At 49.1% G+C, this 25550-nt stretch carries 19 protein-coding genes; 13 read left to right on the forward strand and 6 right to left on the reverse strand.

Features of this window, described 5'->3' with window-relative positions; translation table 11 throughout:
- The first annotated feature begins 30 nt into the window (after positions 1-30).
- From SPIRS_RS16705 to SPIRS_RS16720, 4 genes are all read left to right on the forward strand, one after another.
- Entirely contained in the window at positions 31-1593 is a 1563-nt protein-coding gene (locus SPIRS_RS16705) for an MAC/perforin domain-containing protein (protein ID WP_013255864.1), read from the forward strand.
- A gap of 174 nt (positions 1594-1767) precedes the next feature.
- On the forward strand, positions 1768-2568 hold the full coding sequence (locus SPIRS_RS16710; RefSeq protein WP_013255865.1) for an amino acid ABC transporter substrate-binding protein: 801 nt from the start codon (positions 1768-1770) through the stop codon (positions 2566-2568).
- 13 nt (positions 2569-2581) lie between these two features.
- A complete protein-coding gene (locus tag SPIRS_RS16715) occupies positions 2582-3223 on the forward strand; it encodes an amino acid ABC transporter permease (RefSeq protein ID WP_013255866.1) in 642 nt (213 codons plus the stop codon).
- Entirely contained in the window at positions 3216-3998 is a 783-nt protein-coding gene (locus tag SPIRS_RS16720; protein WP_013255867.1) for an amino acid ABC transporter ATP-binding protein, read from the forward strand. Before SPIRS_RS16715 ends, SPIRS_RS16720 begins: the two co-directional genes overlap by 8 nt.
- Before the next feature lie 46 nt (positions 3999-4044).
- Here SPIRS_RS16720 and SPIRS_RS16725 read toward each other — a convergent pair whose 3' ends face one another.
- The gene (locus tag SPIRS_RS16725; RefSeq protein ID WP_013255868.1) at positions 4045-5238 is read right to left on the reverse strand and encodes an FG-GAP repeat protein; all 1194 of its coding nucleotides are present in this window, start codon (positions 5236-5238) and stop codon (positions 4045-4047) included.
- Between the two features lie 151 nt (positions 5239-5389).
- On the opposite strand from SPIRS_RS16725, the gene SPIRS_RS16730 reads away from it, so the two are divergent.
- Positions 5390-6511, forward strand: coding sequence for an aldo/keto reductase (locus SPIRS_RS16730; RefSeq protein ID WP_013255869.1), 1122 nt, complete (start codon positions 5390-5392; stop codon positions 6509-6511).
- Positions 6512-6647: 136 nt separating this feature from the next.
- On the opposite strand, the gene SPIRS_RS16735 is transcribed toward SPIRS_RS16730, so the two are convergent.
- Positions 6648-8162, reverse strand: coding sequence for a dipeptidase (locus SPIRS_RS16735; RefSeq protein ID WP_013255870.1), 1515 nt, complete (start codon positions 8160-8162; stop codon positions 6648-6650).
- 203 nt (positions 8163-8365) lie between these two features.
- On the opposite strand from SPIRS_RS16735, the gene SPIRS_RS16740 reads away from it, so the two are divergent.
- Together SPIRS_RS16740 and SPIRS_RS16745 are read left to right on the forward strand one after the other, a co-directional pair.
- Complete coding sequence (locus SPIRS_RS16740) at positions 8366-9109, forward strand: acyl-[acyl-carrier-protein] thioesterase (protein WP_013255871.1); 744 nt, start codon at positions 8366-8368, stop codon at positions 9107-9109.
- A gap of 166 nt (positions 9110-9275) precedes the next feature.
- On the forward strand, positions 9276-10688 hold the full coding sequence (locus SPIRS_RS16745; protein WP_013255872.1) for a Na+/H+ antiporter NhaC family protein: 1413 nt from the start codon (positions 9276-9278) through the stop codon (positions 10686-10688).
- Between the two features lie 166 nt (positions 10689-10854).
- On the opposite strand, the gene SPIRS_RS16750 is transcribed toward SPIRS_RS16745, so the two are convergent.
- On the reverse strand, positions 10855-11130 hold the full coding sequence (locus SPIRS_RS16750; RefSeq protein ID WP_013255873.1) for a hypothetical protein: 276 nt from the start codon (positions 11128-11130) through the stop codon (positions 10855-10857).
- 104 nt (positions 11131-11234) lie between these two features.
- Here SPIRS_RS16750 and SPIRS_RS21880 point away from each other — a divergent pair, with 104 nt between their 5' ends.
- Positions 11235-12752: an AMMECR1 domain-containing protein gene (locus tag SPIRS_RS21880; protein ID WP_013255874.1), complete on the forward strand. Its 1518-nt coding sequence runs from the start codon at positions 11235-11237 to the stop codon at positions 12750-12752.
- Here SPIRS_RS21880 and amrB read toward each other — a convergent pair.
- From amrB to putP, 3 genes are read right to left on the reverse strand one after another with little or no spacing between them, the layout of a single operon-like run.
- Positions 12679-13587 (reverse strand): AmmeMemoRadiSam system protein B, encoded by a 909-nt coding sequence (gene amrB / locus SPIRS_RS16760; RefSeq protein WP_013255875.1) that lies wholly within the window; start codon positions 13585-13587, stop codon positions 12679-12681. The genes SPIRS_RS21880 and amrB overlap by 74 nt on opposite strands.
- Entirely contained in the window at positions 13584-16349 is a 2766-nt protein-coding gene (locus tag SPIRS_RS16765) for a DUF3160 domain-containing protein (protein WP_049784683.1), read from the reverse strand. Before SPIRS_RS16765 ends, amrB begins: the two co-directional genes overlap by 4 nt.
- Positions 16350-16389: 40 nt before the next feature.
- Positions 16390-17862 carry a sodium/proline symporter PutP gene (gene putP, locus SPIRS_RS16770; protein ID WP_013255877.1) on the reverse strand — a complete coding sequence of 491 codons (1473 nt, stop codon included), beginning with the start codon at positions 17860-17862 and terminating at the stop codon, positions 16390-16392.
- Between the two features lie 172 nt (positions 17863-18034).
- On the opposite strand from putP, the gene SPIRS_RS16775 reads away from it, so the two are divergent.
- The 5 genes from SPIRS_RS16775 to SPIRS_RS16795 all read left to right on the forward strand — a co-directional run bounded on the left by SPIRS_RS16775 (position 18035) and on the right by SPIRS_RS16795 (position 25544).
- Positions 18035-19009 (forward strand): helix-turn-helix domain-containing protein, encoded by a 975-nt coding sequence (locus SPIRS_RS16775; protein WP_013255878.1) that lies wholly within the window; start codon positions 18035-18037, stop codon positions 19007-19009.
- A gap of 119 nt (positions 19010-19128) precedes the next feature.
- Positions 19129-21516, forward strand: a complete 2388-nt coding sequence (locus tag SPIRS_RS16780; RefSeq protein ID WP_013255879.1) for an efflux RND transporter permease subunit — start codon at positions 19129-19131, stop codon at positions 21514-21516.
- Between the two features lie 26 nt (positions 21517-21542).
- Entirely contained in the window at positions 21543-22358 is an 816-nt protein-coding gene (locus SPIRS_RS16785) for an outer membrane lipoprotein-sorting protein (RefSeq protein WP_013255880.1), read from the forward strand.
- Positions 22358-23632, forward strand: a complete 1275-nt coding sequence (locus SPIRS_RS16790; RefSeq protein WP_013255881.1) for a DUF1302 family protein — start codon at positions 22358-22360, stop codon at positions 23630-23632. The genes SPIRS_RS16785 and SPIRS_RS16790 overlap by 1 nt, the downstream gene beginning before the upstream one ends.
- A 130-nt stretch (positions 23633-23762) precedes the next feature.
- A complete protein-coding gene (locus tag SPIRS_RS16795; RefSeq protein ID WP_013255882.1) occupies positions 23763-25544 on the forward strand; it encodes a flavocytochrome c in 1782 nt (593 codons plus the stop codon).
- Positions 25545-25550 lie beyond the last annotated feature (6 nt).

Consider the following 25550-nt stretch of genomic DNA (forward strand, 5'->3'; position numbering starts at 1 on the left):
CCAGATTCTGGAAAAAGGAGATTATACACGATGAAACCAATTCGACACCTTGGCCCTGCGGTAGGGGTCTCAATGCTTATGTTACTGTTGTCTCTCACCGGTTGTGATTTACTAGTCGGCTCCGATTCGGATTCCGATTCGGGAGACTCAGATTCAGGCTATACAATCGTTTCTACGGTATTGGGACGCGGCTATGATGTGTTTGAGGAATATGCCAATCCCGAATTCATAAAATCACCGATCCTTGATTTTAACGCTCTTAAAAATGCTGGCATGATCGAGAAAACGAGCCTGGAGCAGACCACCTATGAAACCGTTTCAGGTAGCTCTTCATCATCCTATCAGGAAGATATGGGGGTTAGCGTGGACCTGGAAGGAAAGCTCAAATTTTTCTCAGGCTCCCTGGGAAGTTCTTTTTCTTCCAGCACCCTCTCCAACAGCAGTAATCAATACGCAACGGTTCAGGTCAGGGTGAGAAAGAATATGTATGCGGTTAAAAACAGGTCCAACGCTTTGATTCTAAAAAACTTCTTAGACTCCGATTTCGAAGAAAATCTCAACGACGGTGAGTATGATCCAAACGACCTTTTCGACAACTACGGAACCCATGTGATGGTAGGTGTCATCACAGGGGCACGGTACGATTACAACGTAGCGGCAGAGGAATCCTCTTCCAATACCGGAGAGAGTATCACCGCATATGCCCAGGCCTCCTTTGCCAAAACCTTTGGTTCGGCGGCGGCCTCTTCATCCTATTCCGAAGATACCGAAACGTACAATGCCTTCAGCTCGAGCGAAACCAGCGTATCCGCCGTGGGAGGCAACAGTGCGGTGGTTGCCAGCGAAGATGGCTTAAACAACTGGATCGATTCAATAAACGACAGTACTGTCGTCTTCTCCGATTATGCGGCAAGCGACGCCCTTATTCCTATTTGGGACTTGTGTGACGACAGCAGCCGCGCCTCCTCCATCGAGGCGGCATATGGGGATTGGGAAGAGACCAAGTATGATCAGTATGTTCAGGTTGATCCCACACCGACCACCGGAAAGCTGAGATTCACCCTCGTGAACTTTCACAACTTCAATGTCATGGATGGTATGAGCGGTGACGCGGAATGGCTCTGGCAGGTGAAACTCTACTCGGCACTGGACGGGACAACCCATAAACTTGCCAGCCGCATCGATAAGGATAATTCCAAAAAAGTGGGCCAGGGTGACACATATGACTTTGGTTACTACTCGACCTATTACAACGTTCCGCTGGGCGATACCACGAATTTCAGGCTTCGCCCCTACCTGGAAGAGGAAGACGGCCACGATTTAGGCTATAACGACAATGTATTTTGTGACTGGGACGGCCCGTACTGCGATTTTACCGCAACTAGTGATGGAAAAATCACCTGTAGCAGTGCGTCCAACAGCGACGGCACCCGCGGCTGGTTCACCACATCGACGGGGCAAACAAGCAACGATAGTATGAGCCTGGAAGACGGAGACTCTGAGTATTTCTACATCGTGATGCGAGAAAAGGATTCGAGCAACGACGACAAGTGCCAGTTCAAGTTCAAGGTTGAATGGGACTGGAACGACTGACAGCACTATAACAAGAATCTTCGATCGGCTCCCGGCGGCCTCTCCGTCAGGAGCCGATCTTTATGGAATTACCCAATCACGCCGCAATCGTCTGATTGCGCCTCTTGCCCCCAGCCATGGGAAAGGTGTATAAACAAGTACATCAAGATAGCCCATTGCCAATAGGAGTCTTTCATGAAACGAATCTTCTGGTTCTCATTAATACTGCTGATCAGCTCCGGCGCCCTTCTTTTTGCCGGAGGAGACAAAGAATCGTCATCCGATATCGATGCAATTCGCGATAAGGGTGTGCTTGTCGTCGGTCTTGACGACAGTTTTCCACCCATGGGTTTTCGCGACGAATCCAATGAAATTGTGGGCTTCGATATCGATCTTGCAAAAGAGGCTGCAAAGCGACTTGGGGTAAAGGTCGAGTTCAAGCCTGTGGACTGGGACGGGGTTATCCTGAGCCTCAACAAGGGTGATATCGACGTGGTATGGAATGGTATGTCCATTACCGAAAGCAGGATGGAAAAGATCAACTTTTCCAAGCCGTACCTCGACAATCGCCAGATTATCGTCGTTCCGAAGGGTTCGGCCATTAAAGAAAAATCCGACCTTGTCGGCAAAGTTGTGGGTCTTCAGATGGGTTCATCCAGTGAAGTCGCTCTCAACAACTATGCAGAGGTTGCGGCAAGCTTAGGTGATGTGAAAAAATACTCCAATAACGTGGAAGCGCTTCTCGACCTTGCAGCCGGTCGCACCGATGCTGTTATCGTGGATGAGATTGTCGGGCGTTACTATATCAGCAAGAGGCCTGGAATCTATCAAGTCATTGGCGATGATTTCGGTTCGGAGACCTACGGTGTCGGCATCCGAAAGAGCGATGTCAAGCTGAAACAGGAACTCGACAAGGTGCTTGATGAGATGAAAGCCGACGGCAGCGCCGATGAGATCTCCCAAAAGTGGTTTGGCGAAGCCATCGTAAAGCAGTAAAGGGTTCTGAAACTTGGATTATCTCCTTCAGGTAACGACTCATCTTCTGCAGGGGTGTATTCTGACCCTGCAGTTGTATGTCGTTACCCTGCTTTTTGCACTACCCCTGGCAATATTTTGTGCCTTGGGAAGGGTATCGGGTCCCAAAGCCCTTGATCGTGTTTTAGGCCTTTATGGCTGGATATTTCGGGGCACACCGCTATTATTACAGCTTTTTTTCTTCTACTACGGTCTGACCATCTTCGGCATTTCCTTAAGCCCTTTTCTCGCCGCAAGCCTCACATTCGTACTCAACTACGGCGCCTACTTTATGGAAATATTTCGGGGGGGAATCGAAAGTATAGATTCGGGCCAGTATGAGGCGGCAAAGGCATTGAACATGAACTACTGGCAGACGATGCGGCGAATCATCCTTCCCCAAGCTGTTCGCGTGGTACTGCCGCCTACAACAAATGAGGCAATCACCCTGGTCAAGGATACCGCTCTGGTTGTGGTTATCGGAATGGGAGAATTGCTGCGTTCGGCAAAGGAGATATTCACCAGGGACTTCTCCCTGACCCCCTTTGCAGTGGCGGCTATTCTCTATCTGCTTATGACATCGGTGGTGATACGATTTTTCCGCTACCTGGAACGACGGATGGCTTACTATGACTGATTTGTATCTCAATATTCGCTCGGTTTCCAAATACTTCGGAGAACTTGCGGCGGTTCGGGACGTCTCGCTTCAGGTAAAAAAAGGTGAAGTGATCTCGATCATCGGGCCTTCCGGATCGGGGAAGAGCACCCTGCTGCGCTGTATCAATCAACTGGAGATCATCGATTCCGGTGAAATCGCCATCGAGGATGATGTGATCATCGCTTCCGATGCCGATGGCCAGCGTATCAGGCTTCCCGAACGTCAAGTACGACGGGGTTTAAAAAAACTCGGCATGGTCTTTCAGCACTTCAACCTCTTTCCCCACAAGTCGGTACTGGGAAACCTCATTGAGGCCCCCATGATGGTGAACAAAATGCGAAGGAATGAGATCGAGCCTTATGCCCGTGAACTGCTTTCGAAGGTCGGACTTGCAGACAAGGCCGATGCGTATCCCAATCGCCTTTCGGGAGGGCAGAAACAACGGGTGGCCATCGCAAGGGCCCTTGCGATGAGGCCGGATGTTCTTCTTTGCGACGAGCCGACCAGTGCCCTTGATCCCGAGCTTGTGGGAGAGGTCTTGTCGGTCCTGCGGCAGCTCGCGAATGAAGATATGACCATGTTGGTGGTAACCCACGAGATGGGCTTTGCCCGTGATGTATGCGACCGGGTCGTCTTTATGGATCAGGGACAAATCATCGAGGATGCGGACCCTGAAAAGTTATTTTCCAATCCCGACCATCCCCGAATCAAAGCATTCTTACGAAAAATCCTGCAGGACGAAGCGGCTCAATAAAATACTCCGGCCACCACCAGGATTCCGAACACGGACCGAAGCCTTTTTACTCATTATAGTAAAAGACCGCTCCCGCATCTTGGGCGGCTTCGTCATCACCGGAAGCTCCTATCAACGCAGCGCCATCGTACAGGGCAACAGAAAAGGCAAATTTACCGGCAGATTCGGTAAAATAGGCATCCTGATTCCAATTACTGCCGCTTCTCGTGAAGAGATAGATGGAACCGGGATTGCTCACGCTGTCTGTACAGGCACCAACAATGAGGGAGTCGTCATATAGGCAGATTGACTTCCCGAAATCTGAAACAGTGCCGCCGTCCGGTACCAGTTTTGCCTGCCGGCTCCATGAACCGTTATTTTTGGTAAAGATGTATGCTCTATCCCCATTACGCGAACCGATGGCCATGGTATCACCGTAGATCGAAATTGCATTTCCAAAGTATGCATAGGCCGTGGCATCGTCTTCCGCCGTCAATTTCTCACTCTGAGACCATGTACCGGAAGTGCCGGTAAATATATAGACCGAGCCGGAATCTTTCTCATTGTTATCATCATCATAGAAAGAAGAAACGGCAATGGTTCCGTCGTAGATCGCCGCCGCAACCCCAAACCTATCTTTTGCAACGCCGTCGCTTGCCGTCAATTTGGCAGTCTGGGACCAGGTACCGCCGGAAGCCTTAGAAAAGACATACGCCGCCCCTTTCTTATCACCGTCGCCCCAGGCGCCGACCACGATTGTGTCGTCATATATCCCCACAGAGGTTCCAAAGTAGTCTCCACCGGTGGTATCACTTCCTGATAGTACGGCTTCCTGTACCCAGGAGCCCCCACTTTTGGTATAAACAAAAACGGCTCCATCCATAGAAGCATCACCATAGTCGCTGGCACCTATGACGATGGTATCCTCATAGGCGGCAACGGAGCAGCCAAAATAGTCGGTGGTGCTTGCACCACTGGTTAATTTCTCCTCCTGCTGCCACGTACCATTGGCTGCTTTTGTAAGAATGTAGACCGAACCAATTTGTGCTCCACTTCCGACAACGGCAGTATCACCATAGATTGCCAGGGAATAGCCGAGATGCTCGCTTGCCTCAAGGCCTGAAATACTTACTCGTTTCGGGCTGATAGCTCCGGTTTCCGGTGACGATGAAGAACTGGAGCCTGATGAGCAGGCACTCAGTAGAATCGAAACAAAAACGGCAAGAAAAAAACAGGCTTTTACAAAGAAATTCCTCTTCATTATGTTCTCCTCTATGTATATAATGTATACAGTATCGTATATCATAATTTACACTGTATACATTAAATCATATACAATTTCAACTCCTTGCTCGCTTTTTGACAAAAAATCGTTATGGATTAATCAAACGGGAAACTCCTATAATGAACAAATGGCATATATAGGAGAAACAATTCCAAAACTCGGGTTTGGCCTGATGCGGCTGCCCATGATCGGAGAAGAAGTCGACATCGAGCAAACAAAACAGATGGTCGATCTATTTCTGGAGAGAGGGTTTACCTATTTCGACACGGCATACGGTTATCTGAACGGCAAATCGGAGGAGGCCGCAAAAGAGGCTCTGGTCGACCGATATCCACGGGAGCGGTTTCAGCTTGCGACAAAGCTTCCGGCCTGGGCCGGAGCAAAGAATGCGGAGGAAGCCCAAAATATGTTTTGGACCTCACTGGAACGAACGGGCGCGGGCTATTTTGACTTCTATCTCCTCCATAATCTGGGGGACAAGAGGACACAGGTCTTCGACGACTATGGGATATGGGACTTCCTTGCCGAACAGAAGCATAAAGGACGTATCAAGCATCTCGGTTTTTCCTTCCACGATAAAGCGGCCGTATTGGACGAAGTGCTGAAAAAACATCCGGATATGGAATTTGTGCAGCTTCAGATAAACTATGCGGATTGGGAAAGTCCCTCGATCGAATCACGGAAATGCTATGAGGTTGCACGAAAGCACAATAAACCGATTATCATCATGGAACCGGTAAAGGGAGGATCTCTGGCGACGCTCCCGGAAGCGGCTGCCTCGGTTTTTACGAAAGCAAATCCTAAGGTATCGCTATCGTCCTGGGCGATTCGCTATGCTGCATCTCTGGAGGGCCTGATAACCGTTCTCAGCGGCATGTCCACCATTGGTCAGATGGAGGACAACCTATCGTCTATGGAATCCTTTCAGCCCCTTTCTTCCAAGGAACGAGAGATTGTCGCCGCTGTACAGGGAGTATTACAGGATATTCCAAGTATACCCTGTACCGATTGCCGTTACTGTGTGGAGGGTTGTCCTCAGAATATTGTGATTCCGCAAATCTTCCGTGCCATGAACACCTACCTGGTCTACAAGAACCTGGACGGAGCAAAGGGAAGCTACATGTGGGAAACCAGGGACGGGGGAAAGGCATCAGAGTGCATCGAGTGCGGCAGCTGCGAGGCCGCCTGTCCGCAGCATATTTCGATCATAGCGGAGCTAAAAAAAGCCGGAACGTTATTAGAGGTATAAAAGGAAGCTATGATTCCCGGTAGTATCGTGTCTGGTTCTCCACTGCTAAATCCTTATCATAATAGCATAATAGAGCTTTATCGAGGGTCCCCTTTCTTATATGGAAAGGGGACTGTCGTCTTACCTGAGCACTATCCTAATGTGTCATATACTTTGTCTGTACATTGTTTAGCATCACATGGGCCTTACTCAAGGCTTCCAAAGAGACGAAGGTTGAGTATTGCGTCACATACTCCATAGCCAGTTCTTTATCCGTGTCAAACAGGCGTAACATCGTCGCTTCGATCTCAGGTTGCAAAGCAAATTCTCGCTCCTCCATTGCTTTCCAGTTTTTTTGTACCTCGCCGATTTCCTCCTTATAGTTGCTCTCAATCAGGTATTCGAGGGCACAAAAGGTGTAATAGGCGGAATCGGCATTAAATCGAAGCCGATATTCCGTCGGCTCAAAATGATAATCGAGAAAAGAACCTTGGGTGTTGAAAGGAGTTTCCTTCGCCACATGCCACTGTTCGGGAAGTGTCGTCATGCCCAAATACCAGGGGACATAAACAGAGGTACAGGGGGAACCCGTTGCCAGCCAATAAATACAACCGATCTCTCTGGGCATCCCGTCCCGCAACTGAGCAATAAACGAGGTGTTTGTGTTGGAAACGCAAATCTTTCGTTCACCAGTCCCATGGGGACTTCCGTCCAGGTAACCTTCATTTGAAGAGAGCGACAAACCCTCATAATGATACCGCAAAATTTGAGCCACATCCTCAACCCCTATCTTCCTATTCGGCTTAACCGCAAAGGGAAGCTTCCATTCCCCTTCCAAAAAGACAGGCTCCTTACCGGTCAACAAAAATTGAGCGCCACGTTGGCGGTAGGTATTGGAATTGGCCACCAGGCTTTCCTGATCCGCAAAGATCTTCGCAAAATCAAAGGCATCGCTCGGCTCGTACCACCCGTGGGCTATCGCATACTCTTTTAATCCCGGTGAGACAATAAAATTTTCATGGTCGTCAAAATCCACATCATGAATAACATACACATTGGGAACAAAATACACCTCATCATCCGGAACCCGTTCCGCAACAAAGTGCTTTCCCCGTATGACATGGAGGACCCATGCTTCCTTGGGATCGGCAATCTGATAAGAACGGCCGGGATGTGCATAACCGAACCGACTGACAAGTTGCGTCGCTATCTCAACACCCTCGCGAGCCGATCCTGCCCGTTGAAGTATGAGGTGCCGAAGCATGTACCCGATACCGCCGTCGGTTAATTCCGCATCCTCAGGCTGAACACGCGAACCTGCCCAATTACTTCCGACCGTTACCCCAAACTCATTTATCCCGCCATCACTCCATTCAAGCCCCACATTTTCCGACCATATATAGGCATAGGTCATTTCCACCTGAGCTAAGGTTCCCCCGCGTTTTAGATGAACAACCTCACCTTTGCTATGGTACTGCCGTGGAACCCTCCATTGCAACGTGTTGCAAACCCCGCCATTGTCCTCATTATGCCCCAGCAGCACAGAACCGTCTTTCGTCGCGTCTTTTCCGGCAAGCACGGTTGAGCAAGCCGAAACAGGCCCGACCTGCAGGGTTCCGATAATAAGACAAAATCCGAAAAACAGAAGCATCAAAGCACCATTCTTTTTCATTCTTGCCTCCTTTTTTTAAAGTAAACACCTCATTTACCCCCCCGTAAATAGACCATAATGAGGATGTTATTAAAGTTTTTACCAGCAGAAAATAGGAAACCCTGCTCCTTTTGGGGTGTCCTATTCCCAAACATAGGATGAGGACCTTGCAATGAACCCCATCTTTTTTTAGGATGGAGCAAATAGTGATTAACGAGGAATCGATGAAACAAGTATCAAGATACACAACAGAACATACCGTGATGTACAGCGAAACCGATGCAAGGGGAGTCTTATCCCTCCCCTCCTTCTTCGCTCTCTTTCAGGAAGCCGCACTCCTTCATGCGGAGGAACTTGGATTTGGAGAGACATACAGTAAACAGGAAAATCTGATGTGGGTGCTTTCGCGCTTACTTCTCGAAATCGATGCATTTCCGAAGCATCGCGATCGGATACGATTAAGCACATGGCCCAAACAGCCCCAGGGGCCCTTTGCCATACGTGATTATATTCTTGAGTCGGAAGAGGGAACGGTTTGCGCCCGCGCGACAAGCTCCTGGCTGCTGTTAAAATTGGATACCATGCGTCCGATACGGCCTCAGACGATTTTCGCCAACCTCTCTATGGAGGGCATTGGTCTTGCCGTAGAGGGAACGGCACCAAAAATTTCGGAAATTGACAACGACAGTAAGCAAGAGATGGAGGTCACAGCGCGTTATTCAGATCTCGATCAGAATAACCATGTAAACAACACCCGTTATGTCCGCTGGTTTCTGGATTGTTACACGCCCGAAGAGATCACTACAAGCGGGAATCTCCATTTTGCCATTAACTACCTGCAGGCGGCATCGTATAGCGACAAGCTACTACTTCGGCGATACGATACCGAATCGGATTCATCGGTTTACGGCTATCTTGAAGACGGCACCCCCTCTTTCTCGGCCCGTATAGAACGAAAAAGTGATTAGACGACTGGGTGAATGCCTTTTCTGATCGGCCATTCCGAGGTCAGAGACCATCAAACACCGCTGCGGTCGAAGGCAGCGGTGTTTTTTTACATAGTTGTTTCTATAAAAAAGAACTTGAACAAAATGTAAAAATTGTGCTTCATATACCGACAGGTAAGGAGGAGAGATGGATAAACAAAGAGTTCTCGAATTCAGGGGCGGATGGTGCCTTTCGTTTGTTCCCATAGCCGTTTTCTTCCTCTTTTGTATTCTCTTGTTCCTGGTATACCTGTCGTACGATCTGCATGCATTGGCCATGGGAGGCTTTCTTGGTCTTTTGATCGGGGCCCCCCTTGCAAAAGATTATAAGCAGTATTGGGATGCGGTCATACGGGGAATTTCAAGTCCCAATTCGGTGACTATTGTCGTTATCCTGTTTGTCATCGGTATGTTTTCACAGATGATGAAAGACAGCAGCGCATCCGAGGGCTTTGTATGGATTGCAAACACGATAGGAATGAAGGGCGGGCTTTTTGTCGCCTTTACCTTTCTGGCGACGTGTGTGATCTCTACGGCAACGGGATCATCCATCGGCACCATGTTCGCGGCATTTCCGATCTTTTTCGCATCGGGAGTCGCACTGGGCGCCAACCCCGCATGTCTTGCCGGGGCCATCACATCGGGATGTATCTTTGGCGACAACCTCGCTCCCATCTCCGATACGACCATTGCCTCAGCATCGACACAGACCTATAACGACAAGCAAAAAACGGCCGAAATCGCTGGTGTCGTGGCAAGCCGATTCAAATACTCATTGGTCGCCTCCATAGCTGCGCTTATCATCTATCTCATAATCGGAGGAAAAGGCGGTACAATTGCCGAAGATGTCGGAACCCTCGGCGACCCCGTAAAACTGTTTATGCTGATTCCCGTTGCCTTGTTACTGATCGTCGCTGTCGTAAGTCGGAATCTTTTTAAGGCAATATCCGTCGGCCTCGTTACGGGGATTATCACCGGTTTGCTCAGCGGCATATTCACCTGGGATAGCCTTTTTGCCTCGTCAGGGGAATTGGGCAATCATGTCTCGGGCTTTTTGCCGACCGGAGTTCAAAGCATAATGGGAACCGTCACGTTGGTCATCTCGGTATTCGGTATTATGGGCGTATTGCAGGCAGCAGGCGCACTTGACCATCTTGTTGAGGCAATTCTCGGAAGCAGAATGGGACAAAGCGTTCGAGGCACCGAGGCGGCAATAGCCATCGGAGCCTGTCTTACCACGGCAATTTTCGGAGGAGTGACAAGTGCCGCAATCCTCACCTTTGGGCCAGTAGTGAATGAGATTGGGAACCGAAAGGGGATTCATCCCTTCCGTCGGGCCAATCTTCTTGACGGCTTCGTCAACAGCCTTCCGGTTGCCCTCCCCTTTCTGAGCGTATTCGTCTTTATCTCAGTCGCCCTTAGTGGAGTGAATCCTGTCTCGCTGGCAGGCGGTCTCATATATCCCATGGCCCTATTCGTCACCCTGGTTGTGGCGATTATTACGGGCTGGGGATTACGTTATGAGGGGAAAAACGGAGAAGAGCTTCGACGGCCGCAGTAGTAAATATATGGTAGTGTTTCGAATCCTGGTGGTGACAGCCTATTGGTGCAGAAAAATTCCTTGCTTTTTCTTTTTTACATATTTTTTTTATACATATTTGGGTAATCACCGATGAGAAAAGGAATTGAACTCTTTACATCACCAATATTCGGAACACTAAGCGTGTTTAAAGCTTTTTCACCAAATCAGGCAGAAAATCACCCTTGCCATTCAGCTCAGCCGCTGGTTTTTCAAAATGATCTTCTAATTTTTTTCTGGTAGCAGGAGTAAGCTTCGCAATACTCCATGAGGAAAGATTCTGATCAAGTTCCACCACATCTTTCGATTCGGGAACTGCACGAGGTTCAATCTTTTCAAAATGGGATAATAAATCGCTTTTCGTGCTGAAAATCTTCCACTTTTTCGTCTTCGATGTTTTCTTCTCATATGCGGCATAATACATGAATACGCTCCTATCTAAAATAGTAGTTCTTTACATTATAACGAAACATGCCATACACTTCAATGTCATGCATTGTGTCATGAGAAATTCAAAAGAGTAGAAAGATGCAACATCACAAAGAAAAATTTTGCCTTATTATTGTTTTTATATTCCTTTTATTTCTTATTTCCTGTATGCACAACGATGGGTCCCAAACAGAGACAACACTCTTTTTTTCCGACCGTCATGTCGATTCCTATCAAAGAATTCAAGAGGCCAGGGACGGAGGAAGACCATTCACCCTCATTCTCCTGGGCTACCACCATGATGCTGGCCCCGGCCCGGATTACCGCTCTTCAGATATCGATGAACACAGTCTGACCAGTTTCAATTGGCTGGGAGGTCTGATTGAGACCGGTACCGTCAACACCATCTACTGGGTCTCAGGGCATACCCTACTCCTTCCCAACAGAAACGCACGTAAGGCATGGCTGGAACGAAAGATTGCAAACGATCCCCTTGAGCTTGCGGAAACAAAACGCAATGCGATACAGCTTGTCGACTGGCCGCAGCTTCTGACCATCGAAAAAGAAGGTTTTTCCGGCCGCTTGGCAATAAGCCTCGACCTTGATGTCCTCACCGTGGCCCCAGGTCCCGATCCCGATCTCTTTCTCGAAGAGATGCTCGATTTCATCGAACGATCCAATGCCGAGATCATAACCGTCGCCCTTTCGGCAGCCTATCAACCGAAGCCTGAGGATGGGTGGCGATGGTTTGCCAGGAGCTACCAGCGGCTTGGAGCCCGCTGGCCCGCAATTCTTGACTTCGGCGGTACAAATGTGTCTGCCGAAAGCCGGGAAGAGTACGAAAGCTGGTGCCAATGGGCAAAACAGCCGAACTTCATCGACTTTGGTGCCAGCTTTGCACCTGGTATCGAATTGTGGAACCATGCACCAGCTTCGGTATGGAAGGCGTTTTGCCAGGCAGGAACCATTCCGGGAGATGATGCAGCAAAAAGGGTTCTGGAGGATTTCGATGCGGAACTGAGCCGCTACCAAATCCTGCGGGAGGAAGTTTCTCCGAAGCAACTGGAAAATCTAAGTACGTATGCAGAGAAAAGCCTGTGCGACGCTCTTCAGGCGTCGGAACTCCCCAGACGGGATCAACTCTACATTCCGGGGAAACGGCAGCGGGGCGTTGCCGTTCGTTTTGTTTCAGGATACGAAGACCGCGGCTGCATGAGCTTCTACAGCGGTGTGGACGACTACCGGAAAGCCGTCCAACTCGCGGCCCTGGATGCGGCCTTTACCGATCCACGCTACGAGAGCATACAAAAAAACGAGCTTTCCGAACTTGAAGTGGAGCTCTCTATCTTCGGGGAATTTATCCCGATGGAAGATCCTATGAATTTCATTCCAGGAGTCGACAGCCTTCTCCTTGATGCCAACGGAGAACGGACGCTTCTGCAGGCGTCGCTGGCCACGGAGCGGAACCTATCCAGATATCAATTCCTTGAAACCCTAAACAGGAAGGCGGGATTTGAACCGGAGTATTGGAAGGAACATGATGTTACCGTCCTGAAGGCCCCGAGCATGAGTCTTCGTCGGAGGCTTCATACAGATAGGCAAAAAAATAGCTGGTAATATCCTGAGGGTCCTTGCCCGAAAGGGCAAAGGAATTGCTGTGATAGAGCACGGAAATCCTGGGCCGAGTCAGCATATCCGCCATCTTCCCGAGGATATACATGCCAGGTCGATTATCACAGCCGCCAAAAATCCACGTATCGCTTTTCGGATCATCCAGGAATCGCCTCGTCCGCTGATCTTTTTTCATCACCGTTTCAAGGTCCCCATGGTGTGCGAAGTCCGTAGAAATAAGGAGGAAATTCTTATCCGTCCCATTTGCCCTTTTTTCGAACAACGCCCTCTTCATGACCGCCCAAAGTTTTTCTGCCATGGGCATATTCACGGGGGGCTCTCCCGGATAGGCTATGGCCACAACCGTGGCATGCGGAAAATATCTGGCAATAAACGGCATGAAGGTTCCGATACCGTGTTCGGTAACAAAGACCTCTGGATCAATCTCTACCCCCAATTCGGTCGCCAGATCAGAAATCATATCACGATCCGAAGAAACAATGCCTGAAGCGGTATGCCAGTCGGCATCGGTAAGGGAATAAGGCCCGCTACCCAGATCCCAATGCCGGGGAGAGAGCATGAAAAACCGGTCGACTTCCCGGCATCCGGCAAGAGTCCTGAACCACTGGTCGATAAGCTGCCCTGCCAACAGGTGGTGGCTTACGATGCCGGCGACAGGTTTCGCATCGGCAGGAAGTGACGACTCTTTGGGCTGGAAGCCAAACAGAGGGATGTGTTCCCCCCTAAGGTCCCAGGAAAGATAGAAATCATCCGATTTCAGTGGGAAGGCAGCGGCACAGCCGAACAAAAACAAGAGAGCCGCCGCCAGAGCTTTTTTCATTGGTCAGCCCGGATAGCAAGGTTTACTCCACGACTCCAGAAGGGCTGATGCTCTTCAGCCGCAAAGTCGGGAGCATACACCATCGCCCGCCACTCTTCGTTGGTCATCCGTTTATCCTGGGGCATAGGAAACTCGTAATAGCTGAAGGTGTAGCCAACGGCAACCCGTTTTCCCCCTTGTCCGTCGTTAAGGCAGACATAGATTCGATACGGTATTCCCAAGCCGACCTCAAGTACCGTACCCGCTTCGGCATTGGTAAAAACATCGGCCACAATGGCCCCCTTCAGGGCGTCATCATCCTCGGCATAGGAGGCATAGCCGGCCCCTGGAGGCTGAACAAGGGGGACCAGTTGCTGCGGGATGGTTCTGATCCAGGCTACATCTTCGGCAGAGACCTGCTCATCGACATACTCAAGGTCAACAATCTGTTTCATGCGCTCCAAAAGCTGCTGCCAGGATGCTATCTTCCGCTCGTATTGTTCATCGATAAGCTGATATGTCTTTCCGCTTTTTGCAATCAGATTGACTGCTGAACGTGCTCCTTTAAAAAACTGTCGATTTGGTTCAATGTAATGCACAGGCTGGGGCAAGGGTTCTGTTCGGAAGGTCTCATTATAATCACCATCCCCCGCCCGTTCGGCATACACCTGTTTCACATACAAAATGGTGTCGTGACGCAGGGCTGCCCAGGTCCCGTGTGCCGATAGTTCACTTTTGACAGCCCACATCGGTGTTTCGGTAAAGAAGAAGCCGCTACCCGGTTCGAAGAGGGCCTGACTCCTGATCATGTCCAATACGGCATTATAGTAGGTCTGCTGCCAAAAATCGGCTGGATATGCGTCAAACTCCGCCTCAAGCTCGTCGAGGCGCTCTTCCAGTCCTACCATTGTGGGATAGTCTGAAGCAGCCAAAAACTGGTCGGCACTCTCTGATCCGAAGGCCTTCATCACATCCAGGCCTCTGACAATATCCCGGCTCATGAGCCTCGGAGGCGAGACCTGCTGATGAATATAGGAATCATAGGTAAAGCGCTGGCCGAAGAGTCTCCAACCGAGAGGCTGCTTTCGTCCTTCGGACGAAGGAGCCTCGAAGACAGAGTTCCCGGAAATAAGGGGAGCCTTCAGGGTTTCGTTGGCATCTCTGATTGCAGCCTTGAGCTGATTGACATCATCGATCCAGACGACAAGATCGGAAATCTTCAGAGAATCAAAGAAAGGCATGATTTCTTTAAAAGAGAGGTCGTCACTGGCCCCGATGAGATCGGTTACGGGATAAAAAAGGGCCTTCCAGGCATCATAGATATCCTGATGGGAGGCAGTAATCGTCTCGATGATTGCCACCATGGGAAGATGCTGCAGGGAAAGATCTTCGGCACTATCCTGAGGGGCCGGACCTATGACGGGATCATTTCCTGTCGAGATGTACATATGTAGCCTGCCGAACCACATCATGGTTCGGAAATAGGCTTCGAGAACGCCATTCTTGGTGTAGTGGCCCCGGGGCTTATACTGGGTATAATCCTCATTGTAGTGGAAATTGGGTGAAATCTGCGGGCCGGCGGCTGCAAGAATGAGCGAGACTTCGCTCTGAACCTCTTCGGGGTAGGTCGAGAGCACCTGTTCCTGGTCTTTTTTTTCATACACAGTAATCTGACTCCCGGGCGGCCCCTCCTGATCCCCTTGAGAGGTAGTCGGCGCAAGGGCGATAAGACAGTCGGCAATGCTAAAATAGGTGAGCACCGAGCGGTAGGCGGCCGCATAGGCATCATCGGCCTCCGGCTCCGGTGTCATCGACTTTAGCGCAGCGATGTAGGCATCGACTAACGCATCAAGCCTGGGCATAAAATAGGTTTCTTCACTGTACTGAAGGAATTTGTCAAAGAAAAGGTGAAGCCCGTTTGCAATGAGATCGGTGGTGATAAACAGGGGAGTCTGCTTCTCCTTTGCCGTATCCATATAAAGGGAGATCATATCATCGGGTTTTGAGAGGCTCAGGGAATACTCGGACGGCGAAACCTCTTGAAACGCGATACGATCACTCTTGAGTTTTGCCCGTTCGGCATCGCTGAGCAGATAAAAACCGGTAAAGGGAGAAAACTGCTCAAAATCCACGGGACTTTTATACATGCGTGAGGTTATGGCATTGAGCTTGCTATTCGTACCCACCAAATCTGCCCCGAAAACCAGGCCGGGCCTGCCTTCCCATTCGGTCTTGTAGAAAAAATTGTAGTTGTTCTGAAAAAAGAAAAATCCGTAATATTGCCGGTCCTCATTTTTGACACGACCGAGTATGGGAATAATCGTTGATATCGGCAGAGGGGTACCCTGAGGAAGGGTATCGAGATCAGTACTGGTCTTTAGATCCGCCTCTGGATAGAAAAGGGCGACCCTGCTGCCGATAACCGCCGTCTGTTCGTATTCGGAAAGATCCTGAAGCGTGGTGAAATCAACCTCGTCCTGCACATACTTGGCATGTGCAGGAGCCGGAACAAGTTTGCTGTTGCGATGCAGGGCCGCCAATACCGTTTTCCGTCCTTCCACGTCAGATCCTTCTGCTGCGGTCTCCTCTATATGATTCCCTGTCGATGCAGCCTCGACAGGTGCGGAAGGGGGATCAGAAATTTGCCTGGTCTCTGTCACAAGGGAACGTTCTTCCGCCTTTTCAGATCCTTCTATATCAGAAGAGGAGTTCTGCGGGGTACAGGACACAAAGAAACCTGCTACAACCAGAATCACCATGATCAGCTTTTTCTTATTCACCATTTTCCTCCATGCACATTCTTTTAGTGATATAAACGACAGCTTATGCTTTTGCAATACTCTGTTCGACCTCATCGAATTCAGATAGGATTCTCTCATTCTGCTGACCGAACTTGAAATTCAGCAGGAAAACGGTCAAAAAATTGGCCAAAAAGCCGGGAACGATCTCGTACATGACCGAACCAAGGCCAAGGTTTTTCCAAATGACCAGCACAACGGTCCCGACGACGATACCGCCGAGAATCGACTGCCACCCGGTTTTCCTGGAAAAAAGCGCCATCAGAACGGCAGGACCGAAGGCTGCACCGAAGCCGCCCCATGCGTATGAGACAAGCCCTAAGACCGTCGAATTGGGATTAAGGGCAAGGAATAAGGCAATGAGAGCGATAATCAGCACACAAATTCTTCCAACCCAGATAAGCTCTTTGTCAGAGGCCTCTTTCCTAATGATGTGTTTATAAAAATCCTCGGTAAGGGCAGAAGAGGAAACGAGGAGCTGTGAATCAATTGTAGACATAATCGCAGCCAGAATGGCAGCAAGAAGCACTCCTCCAAGCCAGGGATTAAAGAGCCCATCGATCATGAGGATAAATACCTTTTCTTCATTCCCCCCGCTTAAGCCCGGTACCACGGCCGTACCGATAAGTCCGACAATCACCGCTCCGGTCAGAGATACCACTACCCATATCATTGCTATCGTCATAGACTTGGGGAGCTCCTTTATCGACTTGATCCCCATAAACCGGGCAAGAATATGCGGCTGACCAAAATAACCGAGCCCCCAGGCCATGGTGGAAATAATCGCGACGATTCCGGCGATACCGGAACCGGAGGTAAAAAGCGAAGTTGAAAGTCCCTTTTCGACAATCGACCGGCCGATTGCCGACATCCCTCCCGCATGTTGCAAGCCGACAATGGGGACAACGATGATCGCTATAAACATCAAAAGGCCCTGAAAAAGATCGGTCCAGCAAACGGCGAGAAATCCCCCCAAAAAGGTATATAAAATCATAACAACGGCCCCTACAATAACGGCAATGGCATAGTGCATCCCGAACATGGCGACAAACAACTTTCCCGCCGCGACAAGACCGGAAGAGGCATAGATAGTGAAAAATAGCAGGGTGATAAGGGCTGAAATAATCCTGATAAGGCCGGTAGGGTCTCCAAAACGCTCACCAAGGAAACCAGACAGGGTCATGGAATGAAGCTTCCCGGTATACATACGCAGGCGAGGAGCAACCAGTAACCAGTTAAAAAATGTCCCGATTCCCAATCCGATGGCAATCCAGCTCTGATTGATTCCCCACAAATAGACAGCCCCCGGAAGCCCCATAAGGAGCCATCCGCTCATATCGCTGGCCTGGGCAGAGAGGGCAGTGACCCAGCTCCCCATTCCACGGCCTCCGAGCAAATAATCTTCAAGGTTACTGGTGCGCCGATAAAAATAGATTCCTACGGCCATCAGAAAGACAAAATAAACAAAAAAAGTAACTAACGTAGCATAACTGATCACGTTTCCATCCTTTTAGCGATAATAAAAAAACGTACCAAATTATTACTACTTGTCCAAGGCTCTAAAAAAAGCCATCCCATTACCCATCGAATGGCTGGCAATCGATGGAGCTTTATGTTTACGCTTGATAGCTTTGGCTATTTATATTAGCATGTCCTAAACAGGTGATCTTATGAACAATATCCTGGAAGAGTATTTCTTATCTGAAGCTTCCAGCTATGTAATCGATGACCAGCACGTCATTCGCTTACAGCTGAAAAAGGAGCTGGGAGAAGGACATTGCGAGCTTATCCCTATTTTGCCGGGTTTCTATATCAGCTTTAACCATCTGTACGTACGCCGACCGTTAAAGAACAACAGGCATCAAGAATTCGGCGGTAGAGTCATTAAAATCGATTACTGTGAACAGGGAAACTTTTGGGCCGAAGGGGACAACGGCAGCTGCTTTTCCACCAGTCCCAATCATGCGGTTTACTACGGAGGAAGACAGTACTTTCTGCAAGCGCAATTCTCGGAAGGCTTATTCAGAAGCATCGATATTTTCTGTTACTTAGACACAATCACAGCTTCTTTTAAAAAAACGTTGGGAGTAGAAGCCGACAGAGTGGAAGGCTTCTATCGTTTGTTGCAGCATCATGCACCCTGCCTTAAGATTCCGACGCCGGCTCATGCTATGGCACTGACAGAAATATTAAAAAATCTGTTTTTCTGCGGAAATATGGAACTGTTGAGGATCAGGGCCATGGAACTCTTTTTCTTAGAAATGGAGTTTATTAAAAAAGAGTGCCCAAATAAGCATCAACCTTCGGCCCGATCTGTAGAAAAAATGAAAAAAGTAAAGCAATACATCGATAAAGCCATTGAACAAGAACTATCAATCGATCTTCTTTGTGATTCCTTTTTTATGAGCAGGACAACACTAAAAGAAGCGTTTCGCAAAACATTCCATGTCCCAGTCTACACCTACATCAAAAACTGCAGAATGGAACATGCCAGCAGGCAGCTTAAAGAAGGTAATGAAACCGTCCTTGAAATTGCAAATCGATTAGGATATTCAAATCCAAGTAAGTTTGCTTCTGCCTTCAAAAGTGTCTACGGCATTACCCCTTTACAATTTCGTAAGAAAGCCCAAAAAGAGGGAAATTAGCAGCCTATAGCCCCTCGTCCGTTTGGATCATTTTTTCGTCCAATAAGGCGAGACAGAAGGGCGTTCTTCAATTAGTTTTAGCTAACTTTTATAAATAAAACTAACAACGGGAGACGTTCATGCAACTCCATAGTGTTAATAGCATATTCCGGAGAATCGGCACCTGGCTTATCGCCCACCGCTGGCTCATTCTTCTGTTTATGCTTCTTGTTTCTGCTTTTGGTTTCAGCGGCCTGAATAAAGTCGCAGTTACAAGCTCTAATGACGAATGGTTTAACAAGGCAGATGAGATTGAAATTGCAACGGACCGTTTTGAAGAGCTTTTCGGGAACAATGATACCATTGCTCTTCTTGTTGAATCGGACGATGTGTTTCAACCATACGTCTTGCAAATGATCCGTGAAATTGGCAACGAGCTATTACTCAAGGTCCCTTATGCCGATGAGATTACATCGTTGACCGAATTGGATGTCTCAGTAGGGACCGAAGAAGGAATAGCTGTCATAAATCCGGTGGGAGACGAAATTCCGCAAGATCCACAGGAACTGGCTGAAATTAAGGAGCTGGTTCTTTCGAGAGAGGCTCTTGTAAACAAGATCGTATCGGCAGACGCAAAGGAAACCTGGATTTCTCTTTCCCTGAAGGAATATCCAGATGAAGCGGTATGGAAAGCGGAAAACGATGTGGAACCAATGTATCGGGCAGGAGAGGCTGCCATCGCAGTGGTTACAGATCCAAAATGGGAAAGTCCTTACTATACCATTAAGGCGGTCGGCATGCCCTATACCGAAACTGAAGAACGGGATTTTATGGGCAGCGAAGCCGCTCTTAGAGTCGGAACCGGCTTTATTGCCATGGCACTATTGCTTCTTCTTTTTCTTAGGTCGCTTAGAGGCCTTTTGGTACCACTATTCACCACCATTGCAGGTATAGCGTTAGTATACGGCATCTACGGTTGGATTGGAACCGCCATCGATGCGAATATGATGACACTTCCTGTGCTTCTTGGCATGGCCTTGGCGGTTGGTTACTCTATTCATCTTATTAACACGTTCAAAAGATATTTTCGTGAAACAGGAAATCGGAAAAAATCGGTTATTACCGCGGTAGAGGAAACAGGCTGGCCCATTTTTTTCACAGCGGTAACCACTATGGGATCGGTACTCTCCTTTTCCGCTGCAGGCATCATACCAATCCGCTGGCTGGGCTTTACCTGTGCCGCAGTTGTCGGTGTTGTTTACCTTTATGTCATCATACTGACCCCAATTCTCCTCAGTTTTGGAAAAGACCGAACAGACAGCAGCGATCGTCTGCAGGCAAAAGGGATGAGCGCTTCTGATCGTCGTTTTCGCGGTCTTGGTGAATTTGTCATTGCCAGAAGGAAATCAATCCTCTTTGTTTTTATTATAGCGGCTGTACTCCTTGTTCCGGGAGTCTTCAAGGTTAGCGTAAACATAGACAGTTTTGAGTTTATGGGGCTAAGAATCCCTTATATAAAAAGGGTTTATGATGTAGTCAACTCCCAGCTTGGCTCGTATATCTCCTACAACGTTACCGTAGATTTCGGAGAGCAGGACGCCGTTAAGGATCCCGATATTCTGAAAAGACTGGACAAGCTTATTCAAGAAGCAGGAGGCTTCGAACTCACAAAGAAAAGCAATGGGGTCCCTAAAATTTATTCCATTCTGGATATTGTAAAAGAAATGAACAGGACCCTACATGAAGATGACCCTGACTACTATCAGATACCTGAGAATAGAGAAATGGTCAGCCAGTTGCTCTTTCTCTATGAGCTTTCAGGAGGAACAAAGACCTACGAATGGATAGATGAAAACTACTCAATTCTACGTGCGCAAATCGAACTATCAAGGTTTGATGCCAATGAAATAGTCTATGAGCTTGATCACATACGTCGGCTCGGCACAGAGCTATTTCCTCACGCAAGAGTCGATATAGTGGGAAGTGCTGTACGTTTTGCAGCCATGAATGAAAAAATCGTCATCGGAGAATTAAAATCATTCCTGACGGCACTTTGTGTCATTGGAATTCTTCTTGCTCTTGTGTTCGGAAGCCTCAGAACCGGACTTATCGGAATGATCCCCAACATTACTCCCATTGTGGTAATCGGAGGAGTCATGGGATATTTCGGGTTCTCCCTCGATATGATGACCATGACCATTATGCCGATGCTTCTGGGGATTGCAGTAGACGATACGATACATTTCATCAATCACATTAAATATGAGTTCGAACGGGGAGGAAATTACCATGATGCGATACTCATCTCCTTTCGGAACATAGGTAAGACGCTTGCAATGACTACTGTGATTCTATCGGCATCCTTTGCCATGTATATCTTTTCACCTGTTAATACCCTTTCCAGGGTCGGCATACTGGCGGTCATCGGCCTTACCGCTGCCCTTGCTGCCGACTACCTCATGACTCCGATCCTGATCTACATAACAAAGCCCTTTGGCAAAGAAACGGCCGATCGGAGAGCCCTTTAGCCATATACCAATCAAAGGAGTAGCGTATGCATACCAGAATTACCGAGAAAAGCCTGAATCACGTTCCATGTCTGCTTGTATTCCTGGCTCTGTCCACACTTCCGGTCCTGTCGATAGGAGCCGAGAGTCTTAGCGGCCGTGACATCATGCAGATGGTGGATGATCGGGACGACGGAGATACCAGCCGCAACGAGATGGTCATGACTCTCACCAGTCGAAGGGGAAACGTAAGGACCAGGGAGGTACTCTCATACAGCAAAGATTATGGTGAGGACGAAAAAACCGTTATGGTCTTCTTGACCCCCTCCGACGTCAAGGGCGTAGGCTACCTGACGTGGTCGTATGAAGAGAGCGGCAAAGATGATGATACATGGCTCTTCATGCCGGCATTGCGAAAGGTTCGAAGAATATCCGGGTCCTCTCGTAACGACTATTTCATGGGTACCGACTTTACCTACGACGATATGGGAGACAGGGAAGTCGACGAGGATGAACACAAGCTAATTGGGGAAGAAACGGTGGACGGAAAACGGTGCTGGGTTGTCGAATCGACGCCGAAAGACCCCAACTATATGTATTCAAAAAAGATATCAAAGATTCGTCAGGATATTTCCATGGTTGTACAAGTCGACTACTTTGATCGTCAGGGTAAGCTGCTTAAGAAACTTGTCGTTTCCCAGATTGAACAGATCAACGGAATCTGGACGGCAGGACGGATGGAAATGGAGAACCTACAAGACCAACACACCACCCTTATGGAAACCAGGGGCGTCAGCTACAACCAAGAAGTGTCGGATGCTCTTTTCAGGGTCTCAACTCTTGAGCAGGGGAGAATTCGCTGATGAAGAAAAACCATATAAGGGCCGCCGCCTTGGCGGCCTTTTTTTGCATCATGCTTCCCTATCCCCTGCTCTATGCCCAGCTGGAGACCAGCGGTTTTGCAGATTCACACTATGCCTTTGGCACGGGAGATGATCAGAACCTATTGAGCGCCGAAAGCAGGCTACGAAGTGAAATACGCCTGTATTCGGGAGACTCGAGCTTCTTTGCATCGGTAGATGGTGTCTACGACAGCCTTGTTCCTTCCGAAAGTGGTTTTACCCTGAAGGAACTCTACTATGAATACATGTCCGAAGCTTTCGACCTGCGGATAGGACGCCAGATCATCATCTGGGGTAAGGCAGACGGACTACAAATCACCGATATTATATCGCCCAAGGACTATACAGGCTTCGTGGGACAGGAATACGAAGACACACGCCTTCCCGCTGAGGCGGTCAAGCTGAGGCTTCTGGGAGCTCTTTCCACCATAGAAGCGATATGGATTCCAGTCTACACATCTTCTCTTCTTCCAAGCGATTCTCTCAACCCTCTTACGAGCGAGTATCCCGATTCCATTGCGTACCTGGGATCTGCTCTTCCGGTCTCTTATGATTTCACGGAAAAGAATCTGCCGAAAGATTTCTGGGACAGTGAATGGGCTCTCAGAGGTTCCTGGTACCTTCCGTGTATGGACCTGAGCCTCTCCCTTTTCCACGGATGGGACGATTTTCCGGTCCAGGAAAGGAGTCTGACGGTAGACGGCAGCTCCGGAACCGTAGAGGTGGAATCACGCTATTATCAGATCTGGATGACCGGTCTCGACGCCGCCATTCCCATAAAGGAAGTAGTTCTGCGAACAGAGGGTGCCCTTTTCGTCGGTAGGCGGTTCTCTGCGGCCGAAGGCTTTGGCCAATCCCTAGAAAAAAACCAGATCATGGGCCTGTCCGGAATCGACTGGATACCGGGAAACGGGTGGTCGCTGACCGCCCAGTACATGGAAGATTGGGTCCTCGATTATGAAGATGCTATGGACCGGGATAGAAGAAGCAGTACGGGAACCGTAAGCATCTCGAAGGATCTGCTGCGGGAGACCCTCACTCTCTCGGCATCCCTCGCTATGGGAATGGTCTATTGGGATTCGGCAATTGAACTGGAAGCAGAATGGAGCCTCAGCGATGCGCTTTCACTTCGGGGCGGGATTCAACTCTATAGCGAGGGAGAGGATGGAAAGGGAGATTATGCAGCCTACGATGATCTTGACTGTGCCTGGATCGGCGCACGATGCAGTTTTTAATACACTCTAAAGGTTCAATATTATCATTATATTTCACAAAAAATAGTCACAATATATGGTATAAATGTCTATTATAATCGGTATATATCAATTTTACAGATTGACCTACACATTATAGGAGGAAAGAGGAATGAAGCGACTGCTTACTTTGTCCATGGTAATCCTACTTGTCTTCATGACAATCGGCTGCGGGAAAAAGGAACAACGGTTTACCGCAGGAACCTATGAGGGTGCCGCGCCGGGAATCCATGGCGACGATGTTGTCCTGGAGGTAACGGTAGACGACACCTCCATCAAAGAGATACAGGTGATTCAGAACAATGAGACCCCCGGGGTTTCCGATGCGGCTTTTGATCGGATTCCAAAAGCAATTATCGAGGGGCAAACCCTGGCTGTAGATACGGTTTCAGGTGCAACCTATTCCAGCAAGGCAATCATCGGAGCGGTTACTGCCGCTCTTCAAGCCGCCGGTGCGGATATCGCAGCCCTTTCGGCGGGAAAGGCTGAAAGCGATGCCGATGCTGTCTCATCGGCCACCAAGGTAATGAACGCCGATATTGTCGTCGTTGGTGCAGGAGGCGCTGGGCTTGCCGCAGCGGTTTCCGCCAACCAAAAGGGTGCCACGGTTATCGTCCTGGAAAAGATGCCGCAGGTAGGGGGCAATACCATTATATCGGGAGCGGCCTATAATGCAGTTGATCCCTCCCGCCAGAAACCGGCAGGTATCGAAGATTCAATCGAAAAGCATTATACCCAGACCTATGAAGGGGGAGATGAATTAGGTAATCCGGTTCTTATCCACACCATGGTGGAAAACGCCTACCCTACGCTCCAGTGGCTGGAAAGTCTGGGCATGGAATTCAAGGGTCAGATCTTCACCGTTTTGGGCGGACTGTGGCCCAGGGCCCATAAGCCGGTAAAGCCGCTTGGTACGGGCTACATCGAAACCTATATGAATTACATCAAGCAACATGACGGAATCACCCTCCTTACCGATACCAGGGCCGTCGATCTTTACAAGGAAGATGGCCGTGTCAGCGTCGTAAAAGCGACAGGCCCCGATGCCACGATAGTTGCCCAGGGCCATAAGGCGGTCATCCTTGCCACCGGCGGTTTCGGCGCAAATATCGAGCTTCGAGATACATACAATAAGATATGGCCAGCCCTTACCAATATCAAGACAACAAATCACCCCGGTGCTACAGGTGACGGATTGGCCCTGGCCGAGAAGGTAGGTGCCGATCTCGTCGGCATGGAGTATATTCAGCTGCTTCCCATGGGGGACCCGAATACCGGCAGCCTCTCGGGAAATATCGAGTTGGGGGTTGAAAACCGCATCTTCGTTAATAAGGACGGCAAGCGTTTTGTCGACGAAGGAGCCCGTCGTGATGTAATGACAAAGGCCCTCTTCGACCAGGAAGACGCCTTTATGTGGGTCATCCTCGATGGTCACTGTTACCCCACCACCGACATCAAGAATAACTTTAACGAAACGATGCAGGAGCTTCTTGATCAGGGTCGGGCGTATAAAGCGGATAACCTGGAAGAGCTGGCCGATGAAATCGGTGTTGATGCAGACAATCTGAAGGCTTCGGTGGCCGAATTCAACAAGGCCGTTGAGGCAGGCGGGCCGGATGCATTCGGACGAACCCTTTTTGCCGACAAGATCGATCAGCCCCCTTATTACGCAGGTGCGAGAAAACCAACGGTCCATCACACCATGGGCGGCATCAAGATTAATGAAAAGGCCCAGGTCATCGATAAAGATGGGAATGTGATTCCGGGGCTGTACGCTGCAGGAGAAACCACGGGAGGAATTCACGGCTCCAACCGCTTGGGTGGAAATGCCCTGGTTGATATCAATGTCTTCGGAAAGATTGCCGGAGAAAATGCCGCGGCAGAAAGCAATTAGAAATAA

Origin of the sequence: Sediminispirochaeta smaragdinae DSM 11293 (genome assembly GCF_000143985.1) — a bacterium.
GTDB classification, from domain to species: Bacteria; Spirochaetota; Spirochaetia; order DSM-16054; family Sediminispirochaetaceae; genus Sediminispirochaeta; species Sediminispirochaeta smaragdinae.